The 13,084-nt window shown below is 72.2% G+C and carries 12 protein-coding genes and 2 riboswitches; of the genes, 3 read left to right on the top strand and 9 right to left on the bottom strand.

What is annotated here, in order from left to right; all coding sequences use genetic code 11:
* Positions 1-28: 28 nt before the first annotated feature.
* The 6 genes from DEJ50_RS04230 to DEJ50_RS04205 all read right to left on the bottom strand — a co-directional run bounded on the left by DEJ50_RS04230 (position 29) and on the right by DEJ50_RS04205 (position 7,211).
* The gene (locus DEJ50_RS04230) at positions 29-814 is read right to left on the bottom strand and encodes an enoyl-CoA hydratase (RefSeq protein ID WP_150206091.1); all 786 of its coding nucleotides are present in this window, start codon (positions 812-814) and stop codon (positions 29-31) included.
* Positions 811-1,713 carry a 3-hydroxyisobutyrate dehydrogenase gene (gene mmsB, locus DEJ50_RS04225; RefSeq protein WP_190344277.1) on the bottom strand — a complete coding sequence of 301 codons (903 nt, stop codon included), beginning with the start codon at positions 1,711-1,713 and terminating at the stop codon, positions 811-813. Before mmsB ends, DEJ50_RS04230 begins: the two co-directional genes overlap by 4 nt.
* On the bottom strand, positions 1,710-2,777 hold the full coding sequence (locus DEJ50_RS04220) for an enoyl-CoA hydratase/isomerase family protein (protein WP_150206090.1): 1,068 nt from the start codon (positions 2,775-2,777) through the stop codon (positions 1,710-1,712). Before DEJ50_RS04220 ends, mmsB begins: the two co-directional genes overlap by 4 nt.
* Entirely contained in the window at positions 2,774-3,928 is a 1,155-nt protein-coding gene (locus DEJ50_RS04215; protein WP_190344275.1) for an acyl-CoA dehydrogenase family protein, read from the bottom strand. Before DEJ50_RS04215 ends, DEJ50_RS04220 begins: the two co-directional genes overlap by 4 nt.
* Positions 3,925-5,424 carry a CoA-acylating methylmalonate-semialdehyde dehydrogenase gene (locus DEJ50_RS04210; protein WP_150206086.1) on the bottom strand — a complete coding sequence of 500 codons (1,500 nt, stop codon included), beginning with the start codon at positions 5,422-5,424 and terminating at the stop codon, positions 3,925-3,927. The genes DEJ50_RS04215 and DEJ50_RS04210 overlap by 4 nt, the downstream gene beginning before the upstream one ends.
* 195 nt (positions 5,425-5,619) lie before the next feature.
* Positions 5,620-5,747: riboswitch (cobalamin riboswitch) on the bottom strand.
* Positions 5,748-5,783: 36 nt separating this feature from the next.
* On the bottom strand, positions 5,784-7,211 hold the full coding sequence (locus tag DEJ50_RS04205) for a short-chain fatty acyl-CoA regulator family protein (protein ID WP_150206085.1): 1,428 nt from the start codon (positions 7,209-7,211) through the stop codon (positions 5,784-5,786).
* Positions 7,212-7,582: 371 nt separating this feature from the next.
* Between DEJ50_RS04205 and aceA the strand changes: the two genes are divergently transcribed.
* The 3 genes from aceA to DEJ50_RS04190 all read left to right on the top strand — a co-directional run bounded on the left by aceA (position 7,583) and on the right by DEJ50_RS04190 (position 11,459).
* A complete protein-coding gene (gene aceA, locus DEJ50_RS04200; RefSeq protein ID WP_150206083.1) occupies positions 7,583-8,872 on the top strand; it encodes an isocitrate lyase in 1,290 nt (429 codons plus the stop codon).
* 92 nt (positions 8,873-8,964) lie between these two features.
* The gene (gene aceB, locus DEJ50_RS04195) at positions 8,965-10,563 is read left to right on the top strand and encodes a malate synthase A (protein WP_150206081.1); all 1,599 of its coding nucleotides are present in this window, start codon (positions 8,965-8,967) and stop codon (positions 10,561-10,563) included.
* Positions 10,560-11,459: a 3-hydroxybutyryl-CoA dehydrogenase gene (locus tag DEJ50_RS04190; RefSeq protein ID WP_150206079.1), complete on the top strand. Its 900-nt coding sequence runs from the start codon at positions 10,560-10,562 to the stop codon at positions 11,457-11,459. Before aceB ends, DEJ50_RS04190 begins: the two co-directional genes overlap by 4 nt.
* A 134-nt stretch (positions 11,460-11,593) precedes the next feature.
* On the opposite strand, the gene DEJ50_RS04185 is transcribed toward DEJ50_RS04190, so the two are convergent.
* The 3 genes from DEJ50_RS04185 to DEJ50_RS33790 all read right to left on the bottom strand — a co-directional run bounded on the left by DEJ50_RS04185 (position 11,594) and on the right by DEJ50_RS33790 (position 12,999).
* Entirely contained in the window at positions 11,594-12,085 is a 492-nt protein-coding gene (locus tag DEJ50_RS04185; RefSeq protein WP_150206077.1) for a DUF4430 domain-containing protein, read from the bottom strand.
* Between the two features lie 183 nt (positions 12,086-12,268).
* Positions 12,269-12,340, bottom strand: a riboswitch (cobalamin riboswitch).
* Between the two features lie 63 nt (positions 12,341-12,403).
* The gene (locus DEJ50_RS04180; protein ID WP_190344274.1) at positions 12,404-12,604 is read right to left on the bottom strand and encodes a hypothetical protein; all 201 of its coding nucleotides are present in this window, start codon (positions 12,602-12,604) and stop codon (positions 12,404-12,406) included.
* Positions 12,601-12,999 (bottom strand): carboxymuconolactone decarboxylase family protein, encoded by a 399-nt coding sequence (locus DEJ50_RS33790; RefSeq protein WP_190344272.1) that lies wholly within the window; start codon positions 12,997-12,999, stop codon positions 12,601-12,603. The genes DEJ50_RS04180 and DEJ50_RS33790 overlap by 4 nt, the downstream gene beginning before the upstream one ends.
* Between the last annotated feature and the right edge of the window lie 85 nt (positions 13,000-13,084).

The following is a 13,084-nucleotide window of genomic DNA, read 5'->3' as shown; positions in this document are numbered from 1 at the left end:
CCGTAGGCCGGGCCCGCAGGCCGGGGCCTCAGCCGTGGATGAACCGCGGCGGACGCTTGTCCACGAAGGCGGACATGCCCTCCTTCTGGTCCGCGGTCGCGAACACCGCGTGGAACAGCCGGCGTTCGAAGCGGACCCCCTCGGCGAGGGTGGTCTCGAAGGCCCGGTTCACGGACTCCTTGGCCATCATCGCGACCGGCTTCGACATCCCCGCCACGGTCTCGGCCACCGACAGCGCCTCGGCGAGCAGCTCCTCCGCCGGGACGATCCGGGAGACGAGCCCGGCGCGCTCGGCTTCCTCGGCGTCCATGGTGCGCCCGGTCAGGCAGAGTTCCATGGCCTTGGCCTTGCCGACCGCCCGGGTGAGCCGCTGGGAGCCGCCGATGCCGGGGATGACCCCCAGCTTGATCTCGGGCTGGCCGAACTTCGCGGTGTCGGCGGCGAGCAGGATGTCGCAGAGCATGGCCAGTTCACAGCCGCCGCCCAGCGCGTACCCGGAGACCGCGGCGAGGGTGGGCGTGCGGATCTCGCCGAGCCGGTCCCATGCCGTGAACCAGTCGGTGAGGTACATGTCCATATAGCTCTGCGGGCGCATCTCCTTGATGTCCGCGCCGGCCGCAAAGGCCTTGGCCGAGCCGGTCAGCACGATGCAGCCGACCTCCGGGTCCCGGTCCAGCTCCTCGGCCGCCGCCACCACCTCGGTCATCACGGCGAGGTTCAGCGCATTGAGCGCCTCGGGCCGGTTGAGGGTGAGCAGCGCCACCCGGCCCTTGCGTTCCACCAGGATCGTCTCGTACGGGGTGCCTGCGGTCATGGTTGCGTTCCGTTCTGCGGTCGGAGGGTGTGGACGATCGCCGAGAAGTCCAGCTCGCCGCCGCCCTCCTCGGCGAAGGCGGCGTACATCTCGGCGGCCTTCAGGCCCAGCGGCGCATGCACCCCGCCCGCCCGCAGGGCGTTGGCCGCCAGACCCAGGTCCTTGGCCATCAGGGGCGCCGCGAACCCGGGCCGGTAGTCCCGGTTGGCCGGGCTGCCCGGAACCGGGCCGGGCACCGGGCAGTTGACGGTCAGCGCCCAGCACTGCCCGGAGGCGGTGGACGCCACGTCGTACAGGGCCTGGTGGTCCAGGCCCAGGCTCTCGGCCAGGACGAAGGCCTCGCTGACCCCGATCATGGAGATCCCGAGGATCATGTTGTTGCAGATCTTCGCGGCCTGTCCGGCGCCCGCCGCCCCGCAGTGCACGGCCTTCTTCCCCATGACGGAGAGCAGCGGCTCGGCCGCGGCGAACTCGTCGGCGCCGCCGCCCGCCATAAAGGTGAGCGTGGCGGCCTCCGCCCCTATCACCCCGCCCGACACCGGGGCGTCCAGCGCCCGGTGCCCGGCCGCCCCGGCCGCCTCGTGCGCGGTCCGGGCATCGGCCACGTCGATGGTGGAGCAGTCGATGAACAGGGTGCCGGGGCGGGCGGCGGCGAGCAGTCCCTGCTCCCGGTAGAGGGAGAGCACCTGCGCACCGGCGGGCAGCATGGTGATGACCACGTCCGCCGCGCCGGCCGCCTCGGCGGCCGATCCGGCGGGCTCCACCCCGGTGGCGGCTGCGGCGGCCGACAGGGCCGGGACGAGATCGAAGCCGAGGACGCGGTGCCCGGCCTTCACGAGGTTGGCGGCCATCGGGCCGCCCATGCGGCCGAGCCCGATGAACGCGACGGTGGTGGTCACCAGGGCACCTCCTGGGGGAAGCCGGCTGCGGCGAGACGGAGTTCGCGCGCGCCGAGCGGGGCGAAGAAGCGCTCCACCTCGGCCTCGCCGACCTCGGCGAGCGAGGACGGGGACCACTTCGGGCTGCGGTCCTTGTCGATGACCTGGGCCCGGATGCCCTCGACCAGGTCGGGGGAGGACAGCGCCGCACAGGAGACGCGGTACTCCTGCTCCAGGACCCGCTCCAGCGGGCCGAGCCGCCGGGCCCGGCGCAGGGCGGCCAGGGTGACCTTGAGCGCGGTCGGCGACTTGGTCTCCAGGGTGGCCGCGGCCTCCTCGGCGGCCGGGATGCCGGTGCCCTTCAGCCGGCGCAGGATCTCCTCGACGTCGTCCGCCGCGTAGCAGGGGTCGATCCACTCCCGGGCGGCGGCCAGCCCGCCCGGCGCGGGCTCCCGGACGTACCGGGCCAGGGCCTCGTGTACGGAGGTGTGGGCCAGGGCGGCGGCCAGTTCGGGCAGCTGCGCCGCGGGCACGTGGTGGTCGGCCAGCCCGCACAGCAGGGCGTCCGCCGCCCCGACGGCGGTGCCGGTCAGCGCCAGATGGGTGCCCAGCTCCCCGGGGGCCAGCGACAGCAGATAGGTGCCGCCCACGTCGGGGACGAAGCCGATGCCGGTCTCGGGCATGGCGACCCGGGACCGGTCGGTGACGATCCGTACGGTGCCGTGGGCGGAGATCCCCACCCCGCCGCCCATCACGATGCCGTCCATCAGCGCCACGTACGGCTTCGGGTAGCGGGCGATCCGGGCGTTGAGCCGGTACTCGTCACGCCAGAAGTCCGCTGAGGCGGTGCCTCCGGTGCGGGCGTCCTCGTGGATGGACCGGATGTCGCCGCCCGCGCACAGGCCGCGCTCGCCGGCCCCGGCGATGACGACGGTCTCGACGGCCGGGTCCTGCTCCCAGGCGGTGAGCGCCTCGTCGATGCGGAGCACCATGGCGTGGGACAGGGCGTTGAGGGCCTCGGGCCGGTTGAGGGTCAGATAGCCGGCGTGTCCCTCGGTGCGGACGAGGACGTGGTCGGGGCTCATCGCAGGGGCTCCGTGAGTCCGCGGGCGACGATGACGCGCATGATCTCGTTGGTTCCTTCCAGGATCTGGTGCACCCGCAGGTCGCGGACGATCTTCTCGATGCCGTACTCGCTGAGATAGCCGTAGCCGCCGTGTAGTTGCAGGGCGCGGTCGGCGACCGTGTACCCGGTGTCGGTGGCGAACCGCTTGGCCATGGCGCACAGATGCGGTGCCATCGCATCGCCCCGGTCCAGCGCGTCCGCGGCCTGCCGGACCAGGGCCCGGGCCGCGGCCAGCTCGGTGGCCATGTCCGCCAGCCGGAACTGGAGCGCCTGCGCGTCGAGCAGCCGCCCGCCGAAGGCCTGCCGGTCGGCCAGGTACGCCAGACTGCGGTCCAGCGCGCTCTGCGCACCGCCCAGGGAGCAGGCGGCGATGCCGAGCCGGCCGCCGTTGAGGCCGGTCATGGCGATCCGGAAGCCGTCGCCCTCGGCGCCGAGCCGCCGGTCGGCGGGGAGCGGGACCCCGTCGAGGATCACCTGCCGGGTGGGCTGGGCGTTCCAGCCCATCTTCCGCTCGTTGGGGCCGAAGGAGACCCCCGGGTCGCCGCGTTCGACGACGAACGCGGAGATCCCGCCGGGGCCCGCCGCCCCGGTGCGCGCCATCACCACATACACATCGGAGGCGCCCGCTCCGGAGATGAACTGCTTCACCCCGGTCAGGAGGTAGCCGTCGGCGGTGCGCTCGGCCCGGGTCTGCAGGCCGGCGGCATCGGAGCCGGCGCCCGGCTCGGTCAGGCAGTAGCTGGCGAGGGACCGTGCCGTGCACAGGTCCGGCAGCCAGCGGGCCCGCTGGGCCGGGTCCCCGTACCGGTCGATCATCCAGCCGACCATGTTGTGAATGGAGAGGTATCCGGCGATGGAGGGGCAGCCGGTGGCGAGGGCCTCGAAGACGAGGACGCCGTCGGCGCGGCTCAGGCCGGATCCGCCGTGCTCCTCGCCGACGTAGACCCCGCCGAGGCCGAGGTCCGCGGCCCGGCGGATGACGTCCAGCGGGAAGTGCTTGTCCCGGTCCCAGTCGAGGGCGTACGGGGCGAGCTGCTCCTGCGCGAAGTCCAGGGTGACCTCGGCCAGGGCGAGCTGGTCGGGGGTGAGGGTCAGGGTCACCGGGCTCATCCCATCGTGGGGATGGTGAAGCTCGCGCCCTCCTTGACCCCGGAGGGCCAGCGCGAGGTGACGGTCTTGGTCCGGGTGTAGAAGCGGATCGCGTCCGGACCGTGCTGGTTCAGGTCGCCGAAGCCGGACCGCTTCCAGCCGCCGAAGGTGTGGTAGGCCACCGGTACCGGGATCGGGACGTTGACGCCGACCATGCCGGTGTTGACCCGGCGGGTGAAGTCCCGGGCGGTGTCCCCGTCCCGGGTGAAGATCGACACGCCGTTGCCGTACGGGTGCTCGCTCGGCAGCCGCAGCGCCTCCTCGTAGTCGGCGGCCCGTACGACGCACAGCACCGGGCCGAAGATCTCCTCGCGGTAGATCCGCATCCGCGGGGTGACGCGGTCGAAGAGCGTGGCCCCGGCGAAGAAGCCGTTCTCGTGCCCGGGGAGGGTGAACCCGCGCCCGTCCACGATGAGTTCGGCGCCCTCGGTGGCGCCGATTCCCACGTACCGGTTGACCCGGTCGAGCGCATCGCGGCCGACCAGCGGGCCGAAGTCGGCGTCCGGGTCGTCGGAGCGGCCGATCCGCAGGCCGGCGATCCGGTCCTTCAGGCGGGCCACCAGGGCGTCGGCGGTCTCCTCGCCGACCGGCACCGCCACCGAGATCGCCATGCAGCGCTCGCCGGCGGAGCCGTACCCGGCGCCGATCAGCGCGTCCACGGCCTGGTCGAGGTCGGCGTCCGGCATCACGATCATGTGGTTCTTGGCGCCGCCGAAGCACTGGGCGCGCTTGCCGTGGGCGGCGGCGGTCGCATAGATGTGCGCGGCGATCGGGGTGGACCCGACGAAGCCGAGGGCCTGCACCCGCGGGTCCTCCAGCAGGGTGTCGACCGCTTCCTTGCCGCCGTTGACCACATTGAGCACACCGGGCGGCAGCCCCGCCTCCAGGAAGAGCTCGGCGAGCCGCAGCGGTACCGAGGGATCCCGCTCGGACGGCTTGAGGATGAAGGCGTTTCCGCAGGCCAGGGCCGGGGCGGCCTTCCACAGCGGGATCATGGCGGGGAAGTTGAACGGGGTGATCCCGGCGACCACACCGAGCGGGCTGCGCAGCGAGTGCACATCGATCCCGGTGCCGGCGTTGTCGGTGAACTCGCCCTTGAGCAGGTGCGGGATGCCGGCGGCGAACTCCACCACCTCCAGGCCGCGCTGGATGTCGCCGTGCGCGTCGGCCACGGTCTTGCCGTGCTCCGCCGACAGCAGCCGGGCCAGCGCATCGCGCTCGCCCTCGACCAGCTGGAGGAAACGGAGCAGCACCCGGGCGCGGCGCTGCGGGTTCCACTGCCCCCACTCCGCCTGCGCCTCCTCGGCGTTGGCGATGGCGGCCTCGGTGTCGGCGCGCCCGGCGAGCGGGACGCGGGCCTGGATGCCGCCGGTGTTGGGGTCGAACACGTCGGCGAAGAGCCCGGAGGTTCCGGTGGTGTGCTTGCCGCCGATGAAATGGGTGAGTTCACGGACCATGGGTGCCTGCTCTCGTCAGGTTGGATCCGGGGATGGCACGGCAGACCGGCGGTCGTGCCCGGTGGGGCGCGCCGCGGGGTAAGGCCGTGAGACGTGGGATTACGAGCGTGCGAACGGGTGCGCGCGCTCCGCCGGATCACCGAGGTCGTGGGTACGGACCGGTGCCATGCGTGTCTGCTCCATCCTCGTGGACAACAACACAGAACATGCCGCGGCCGGTATCTGACTCCCGGGGAACACCCCGGTCACAGTGGCGGGACCGTGCCGGATTCACACCGGCTTCCCTGCACCGCGGACCTTGTGCCACGAACATATAGTTGGACGTCCTAGTAAGTCCACCCCCGGCTTCCCACGCCGGCCTACCGCTGCGGGGGCACGGCCGGCGGTACGGCCACCGGGTACGGCACGAAGGTGCTGCGGTGTTCGTCGATGGCCAGCGGACGGCCGAGCGGGGGAGCGGCCCGCTGCGGGCATTCCAGCCGTTCGCAGATCCGGCAGCCCATCCCGATCGGGGTGGCCGCCGCGGAGTTGTCCAGGTCGAGGCCGTCGGAGTAGACCAGCCGGGCGGCGTGCCGGATCTCGCAGCCGAGGCCGATGGCGAAGGTCTTGCCGGGCTCGCTCCAGCCGCCGCGGTGCCGGGTGACGGTCCGGGCGGTCCACAGGAAGCGCTGGCCGTCGGGCATGGCGGCGATCTGGACATGGATGCGGCCGGGGGAGGCGAAGGCCTCGTAGACGTTCCAGAGCGGGCAGGTGCCGCCGGCGCGGGAGAAGTGGAAGCCCGTGGCGGACTGCCGCTTGGACATGTTCCCCGCCCGGTCCACCCGTACGAAGGAGAACGGCACCCCGCGGTGCCGGGGGCGCTGGAGGGTGCTGAGCCGGTGGCAGATGGTCTCGTAGCCGAGGCCGAAATGGTCGGTGAGCAGCTCGATGTCGTACCGCGCCGCCTCGGCGGCGGCATGGAAGGGCTCGTACGGCAGGATCAGCGCGGCGGCGAAGTAGTTGGCGATGCCGATCCGGGCCAGCGACCAGGCGGCCGAGCCCTCCTCGAAGTCCTCGGAGGCCAGGGCGGACAGGGCGGCCCCGTGTTCGAGCAGGGCGAGCTGGGTGGCCATCCGGAAGGCCTGCTGGCCGGGGCGGAGCCGGGCGGACAGGTGCAGGGTGCGGCGGGCGGGGTCGTAGCGGTGCAGGCTGTCGGCGCCGGCCGACAGCTGGACGCGGTGGCGTTCGGTGAGCCGGCCGGAGAGGGCGGCGAGCACCGCGCCGGGCCGGACGCCGATCTCGGCCGCCAGCCGGCCGGCGGCCAGGTCGGTCTCGTGCAGGTAGTTCTGCCGGCGGTAGAAGAACTCGCGGATCTCCTCGTGCGGCGGGCGCGGCCCCGCACCCGGTCCGGCCGGGCCGCCGCGCCCCTCCGCGGCCTCCGCGAACCGCTCCGCCAGGGCGGCGTTGCGCCGCCCGAGGTCGAGCAGGACGGCGGCGACGGCGGGCAGCCGCTGGACGAGTTCGGACAGGTCGGCGGGGGAGACGCGGCCGGCGGTGAGGTCGTCCGCCAGCGCCTCGCGCAGATCGGCCACCGCCCGGGCGTTGTCGCGCTCCGCGAAGAACCCGGGGTCCACGCCGAAGGTCTCGGTGAGCCGCAGCAGCACCGGCACGGTCAGCGGCCGGGAGTCGTGCTCCATCTGGTTCAGATAGCTGGGGGAGATCTCCAGCATCCGGGCCAGCTGGGCCTGGCTGATCCCGCGCTCCTCGCGCAGCCGGCGCAGGCGGGCCCCCGCATACGTCTTGCTCATGGTGATCTCCTACCGACGAGTAGGGGGGCGAGTAGGGGGTGAGTCTAGGCCGCCGACGGCCGAAGCGCACCCTTTGCAAGATTGGCAATTCCGCCGCCCAAGATGCGCAGAACTTGGCAGGCGGCCATGCTTGATGGCACTGGGTGCCACTGCCAGAGTCGTACTGCGGCCCGCCGGACACGGCCGGAGCGCAGGACCCGAGGACGACATCCGCCCTGACGTCGCCCTGGCGATTCCCGTCATTCCTGCCATCCGGCCCTTCCGGGCACATTGCTCCGCTCCACCTCGCCGGGTGTCCGGCGGGCCGCCCGGTACTGATGTCACTGAGTGACATGAAATTCGCATGGTTGACAACACGCAGGGAGACGGACATGGCGCAGACCGAGACGATGAAGGCGGCGGCAGCGGAGCTGGCCCAGCGCTGGGCGACCGACCCGCGCTGGGCCGGCATCGAGCGGACCTACGGCGCCGAGGAGGTGGTGCGGCTGTCCGGCAGCGTCCGCGAGGAGCACACCCTGGCCCGGCGTGGCGCCGAACGCCTGTGGCGGCAGCTGCACGAGCAGGACTACATCCACGCCCTCGGCGCCCTGACCGGCGGCCAGGCCGTCCAGCAGGTCCGGGCCGGTCTCCAGGCCATCTACCTGTCCGGCTGGCAGGTCGCCGCCGATGCCAACCAGGCCGGCCACACCTACCCCGACCAGTCCCTCTACCCGGTCAACTCGGTTCCCCAGGTGGTCCGCCGGATCAACAACGCCCTGCTGCGCGCCGACCAGATCGCCACCGCCGAGGGCGGCACCGACACCACCGACTGGCTGGCGCCGATCGTCGCCGACGCCGAGGCCGGCTTCGGCGGTCCGCTCAACGCCTTCGAGCTGACCAAGGCCATGATCGCGGCGGGCGCGGCCGGCATCCACTACGAGGACCAGCTCGCCTCCGAGAAGAAGTGCGGCCACCTCGGCGGCAAGGTCCTCGTCCCCACCTCGCAGCACATCCGCACCCTCAACGCCGCCCGCCTCGCGGCCGACATCGCGGACACCCCCACCCTGATCATCGCCCGCACCGACGCCCTCGCCGCGAACCTCCTCACCAGCGACGTCGACGAGCGCGACGCGCAGTTCACCACCGGCGAGCGCACCGCCGAGGGCTTCTACCGGGTGCAGAACGGCATGGCCCCGGTCATCGCCCGCGGCCTCGCCTACGCCCCGTACGCCGACCTGATCTGGGTGGAGACCGGCACCCCGGACCTCACCCAGGCCCGCGAGTTCGCCGAGGCGATGCACGCGCAGTACCCGGACCAGATGCTGGCCTACAACTGCTCCCCGTCCTTCAACTGGAAGGCCGCCCTGGACGACGACCAGATCGCCAAGTTCCAGCGCGAACTCGGCGCCATGGGCTACAAGTTCCAGTTCATCACGCTGGCCGGCTTCCACTCCCTCAACCACGGCATGTTCGACCTCGCCCGCGGCTACGCCGAACAGGGTATGACCGCCTATGTCGACCTCCAGGAGCGCGAGTTCGCCGCCCAGGCCCAGGGGTTCACCGCGGTCAAGCACCAGCGCGAGGTCGGCACCGGCTACTTCGACCTGGTCTCCACCGCCGTCAACCCGGCCTCCTCGACCACCGCGCTCGCCGGCTCCACCGAGGAAGAGCAGTTCCACTAAATCCCGCCCGGAACCACGGAATCACGGAACCACGGCACCCGGTGCCCGGCGGACGTCCCCGTCGGGCACCCGCCCCCGCTGAGGAGAACCGCATGTCCCTCCCGCCCCTGACCAGCAGCGTCCGGGTTCTCGGTGCCCCGGGTGAGCGTCACGAGGAGATCCTGACGCCCGCGGCCCTGGAGTTCATCGGCCGGCTCGACGCCGCGTTCGCGGACCGGCGCCTGGAAGTCCTCAAGGAGCGCCGCCGCCGTTCGGGCCACCTCGCCCACGGCACCCCGCTCGGCTTCCCGCTCGCCACCCGCGCCATCCGCGAGGACCCCGACTGGCGCGTCGCCCCGCCCGCCCCCGGTCTCACCGACCGCCGCGTGGAGATCACCGGACCCCCCGAGCGCCGGATGACCGTCAACGCCCTCAACTCCGGTGCCCAGGTGTGGATGGCCGACTTCGAAGACGCCACCGCCCCGACCTGGGCCAATGTCATCGACGGCCAGCTGAACCTCAGCGACGCCATCGACCGGCGCATCGACTTCACCACCCCCGAGGGCAGGGAATACCGCCTCGGCGAGCAGCTCGCGACCATCATGGTCCGCCCCCGCGGCTGGCACCTCACCGAGGAACACCTGGAGATCGACGGGCGCCCCGTGCCCGCCTCCCTCGTCGACTTCGGCCTGTACTTCTTCCACTGCGCCCAGCGCCAGATCGACGCCGGCTCCGGCCCCTACTTCTACCTCCCCAAGCTGGAGAACCGGTACGAAGCCCGGCTCTGGAACGATGTGTTCCTCCTCGCCCAGGACCTGCTCGGCATCCCCCGCGGCACCATCCGGGCCACCGTCCTCATCGAGACGATCACCGCCGCCTTCGAGATGGAGGAGATCCTCCACGAGCTGCGCGAGCACAGTGCCGGCCTCAACGCCGGCCGCTGGGACTACCTCTTCAGCCTCATCAAGACCTTCGGCCACCGCACCGACTTCCGGCTGCCCGACCGGGCCAAGGTCACCATGACCGCCCCCTTCATGCGGGCCTACACCGAACTCCTGGTCCGCACCTGCCACCGGCGCGGCGCCCACGCCATCGGCGGTATGGCCGCCCATGTGCCCAGCCGGGACACCGAGGCCAACACCGCGGCCCTCGCCAAGGTCCGCCTCGACAAGGAACGCGAGGCCGAGGACGGCTTCGACGGCTCCTGGGTGGCCCACCCCGGACTCGTCCCGGTCTGCCGCGAGGTCTTCGACGGCGTCCTGGGGGAGCGGCCCCACCAGCTCGAACGCACCCGTGGCGATGTCGAGGTCACGGCCGCCGACCTGCTCTCGGTCCGCCGGATCGTCGCCCCGCCGACCGACGAGGGCATCCGCGCCAACGTCGCCGTCGCCCTGCGCTACTTCGACGCCTGGCTGCGCGGCAGCGGAGCCGTCGCCCTCTACGGGCTGATGGAGGACGCCGCCACCGCGGAGATCGCCCGGGTCCAGATCTGGCAGTGGCTCCGCCACGGCAGCGTGGACCACGCCACCGTCACCGGCCTGCTGGACGCGGAAGTCGCGGCCCTGGCCGCCGAGGACCCCGCCGCCCTGTCCGCGGAGGCCCGCGAAGTGTTCGTCCGTACCGCCCTCGCCGCGGAACTGCCCGCCTTCTTCACCCCCGAGGCCTACACCCGCCACCTGGTCCGCCACGCCGCCGCGCCGGTGCCGTCATGAGCGCCCGCACCCGGCCCGCCGCCCGCTTCCAGCGCATCGGGATCATCGGCGGCGGCCAGATGGGCGCCGGCATCGCCGAGGTCTGCGCCCGGGCCGGCCTGGACACGGTGGTGGCCGAAGCCGACGCCACCGCCGCCCGCACCGCCCGCGAACGCGTCGCCGTATCCCTGGAACGCGCCGTCCAGCGCGGCAAACTCGACCGGCTCTCGGCCGAGGACGCCCTGGCCCGGCTGGTGTTCACCGGAGACCTGGAAGACCTCGCCGACCGGCAGCTCGTGATCGAGGCCGTGACCGAGAACCCCGGGGCCAAGACGGAGGTGTTCGCCGCCCTCGACAAGATCGTGGAGGACCCGGCGGCGGTCCTGGCCACCAACACCTCCGCCCTCCCCGTCATGCAGCTGGGGATGGCCACCCGCCGCGCCGACCGGGTGGTCGGCCTGCACTTCTTCAACCCCGTTCCGGTGCTGCCGCTGGTGGAGGTGGTGACCTCCCTGCACACCTCGGCGGAGACCGCCGGGGCCGTGGAGGCCTTCGCCCGCGACACCCTGGGCAAGACCGCGATCCGCTCCCAGGACCGCGCCGGGTTCATCGTCAACTCCCTGCTGATCCCCTATCTGCTGTCGGCCGTCCGGATGGCGGAATCCGGTTTCGCCACCGCCGCCGACATCGACGCCGGCATGGAACAGGGCTGCGCCCACCCCATGGGCCCGCTCAAACTGGCCGACCTGATCGGCCTCGACACCGTCGACGCCATCGCCGCGGCCCTCTACGAGGAGTTCAAGGAGCCCCTGTACGCTCCGCCGCCGCTGCTCCGCCGCATGGTGCAGGCCGGCCTCCTGGGCCGGAAGTCGGGGCGGGGGTTCCACGAGTACGGCCACATCGCCGGCCGGGGCTGAGGGGCCCGGGCGGCCGTCGGCCCGGGCATGAGGGTCCCGGTGCCGGCGGAGCGGAAGAGCGCGGAACGGCCTGGTGAGCCGTTCCGCGCTCTGCCGTACCCGCCACGAGCGATACGGCCCCGAAGCCGTCTCGCTTAGAAGGCGGTCCAGGTGAACGCCACCTGGTCGCCGGCGTTGAGCTTGAACTGGCAGCCGCCGACCGGGGTCGGGGTGCCGTTGACGGAGATGCTCCAGTAGGCCGAACCGCCGCCGTTGACCTGCTTGATGGTGTCGACGGAGAAGTCGTCGAAGGACGCGTACCAGGTGCCGTCCCAGTCGAAGTAGTTTCTGCGCGCCGCGTCGTCGAGGGCGGCGGTCGGGGTGGGAACGGCGGTCGGGTTCGCGCCGCCGTTGGTGCCGTCGCACGTGTGGGTGCCGCCGGTGGCGGTGGTGACCTCGTGGCCCTTGGTCGTGATCTTCCCCTTGAACAGCTGGCCCTCCGGGCCCTGCACGGTGAGGGTGACCCGGACCGGCCGGTTGGTGTTCGGCTTCGCGGTCGTGGCCTGGGCGGCGGCCGGCGCGGTGGCGAGGACGAGCCCGAGAGCGGCGGCGGTGACGACGGCTCGGCGGGCGACGGTCTGGCGCATGAAGTGCCTTTCTGGCAGGAGTGCCGTGTCGGGGTCGTGCGCCGGCGCCCCGACCGCCACCGGGCGCACCACGGCCCGCCCCGCCGCCCCGTGGGGGGAGGCGGGCAGGACCGGCCGGCGCGCCGGAGGTTCAAGGCTTCGTGCTGCAGACCATGACAGGGGAAGCGGTACGAGCCGCGCGCTGGGTTCTCCGACTCACGGCGCAGCGCGCCGCTCACGGTTGCAGGTCAGCGCCGGATTCCCACCGGCTTCCCCCAGTCGTGCAGCCATTCGGTTGTGGCATGAATCGTATGACCTGACGGATGGCCGGGGAAGAGGTCACGGCTGCCGGCCGGCCAGCTTCCGCACCTGCCGGTCGTACTCCGTGAGCAGCTGCTCGAGCTGGTCCAGCGATTCCGCCGGAACGTCGGCGGGTGCGGACTCGACCACGTACCGGGCCGCCGCCGTCAGCGCGGCCAGTTCGTACGCGTGGAAGGTCCCCCGCAGCACCGTGGGCCGGATCCGCTCCAGCTCCATCACGCGGCCTTGGCGCGGACGTATGCGGTGACCTGGTCCAGCTCCTTGGCGAACTGGTCGTAGTCCTCCTGCATGCCGTTGATGTAGGCACTCCAGCCGAGGCTGGCCTTGGCGTAGTGGACGGCTTCCTGGACTTCTTCGTCGGTGGCCCCGAAGAGCTTTGCGGCCTCGGTGTGGAACAGGCTGCAGTACCGGCACTTGGTCTCGGCGTGCAGCCCCACCCCGATGAGCTCCTTGTACTTGTTCGGGATCAGGGTTTCCCCGAGCTCGATCCGCTTGAAGATCTCCCACTCGGGCCCGAGCAGCTCCGTCGGGATGGAGGAGAAGAAGTGGGGCACCAGACCCAGGGTCTCCTTGATGTCGGCTTCGATCTCCGCACGGTTCGCTGTGGTGGTCATGACACTGCCCTTCTCGAATCCGGGCTCTCCCACCAGCCTAGGCCGCCGGACGCTTCTCGGCGGGTTCGGGAGACGGGTACCGCTT

Origin of the sequence: Streptomyces venezuelae, from assembly GCF_008642295.1 — a bacterium.
GTDB lineage: Bacteria > Actinomycetota > Actinomycetes > Streptomycetales > Streptomycetaceae > Streptomyces > Streptomyces venezuelae_C.
This window is presented reverse-complemented; position numbering and strand designations above follow the sequence as displayed.

Coding starts and splice junctions, on each gene's coding strand:
- DEJ50_RS04230 (WP_150206091.1), bottom strand. CDS start 814: ATGACCGCAGGCACCCCGTACGAGACGATCCTGGTGGAACGCAAGGGC.
- DEJ50_RS04220 (WP_150206090.1), bottom strand. CDS start 2,777: ATGAGCCCCGACCACGTCCTCGTCCGCACCGAGGGACACGCCGGCTAT.
- DEJ50_RS04215 (WP_190344275.1), bottom strand. CDS start 3,928: ATGAGCCCGGTGACCCTGACCCTCACCCCCGACCAGCTCGCCCTGGCC.
- DEJ50_RS04210 (WP_150206086.1), bottom strand. CDS start 5,424: ATGGTCCGTGAACTCACCCATTTCATCGGCGGCAAGCACACCACCGGA.
- DEJ50_RS04205 (WP_150206085.1), bottom strand. CDS start 7,211: ATGAGCAAGACGTATGCGGGGGCCCGCCTGCGCCGGCTGCGCGAGGAG.
- aceA (WP_150206083.1), top strand. CDS start 7,583: ATGGCGCAGACCGAGACGATGAAGGCGGCGGCAGCGGAGCTGGCCCAG.
- aceB (WP_150206081.1), top strand. CDS start 8,965: ATGTCCCTCCCGCCCCTGACCAGCAGCGTCCGGGTTCTCGGTGCCCCG.
- DEJ50_RS04190 (WP_150206079.1), top strand. CDS start 10,560: ATGAGCGCCCGCACCCGGCCCGCCGCCCGCTTCCAGCGCATCGGGATC.
- DEJ50_RS04185 (WP_150206077.1), bottom strand. CDS start 12,085: ATGCGCCAGACCGTCGCCCGCCGAGCCGTCGTCACCGCCGCCGCTCTC.
- DEJ50_RS33790 (WP_190344272.1), bottom strand. CDS start 12,999: ATGACCACCACAGCGAACCGTGCGGAGATCGAAGCCGACATCAAGGAG.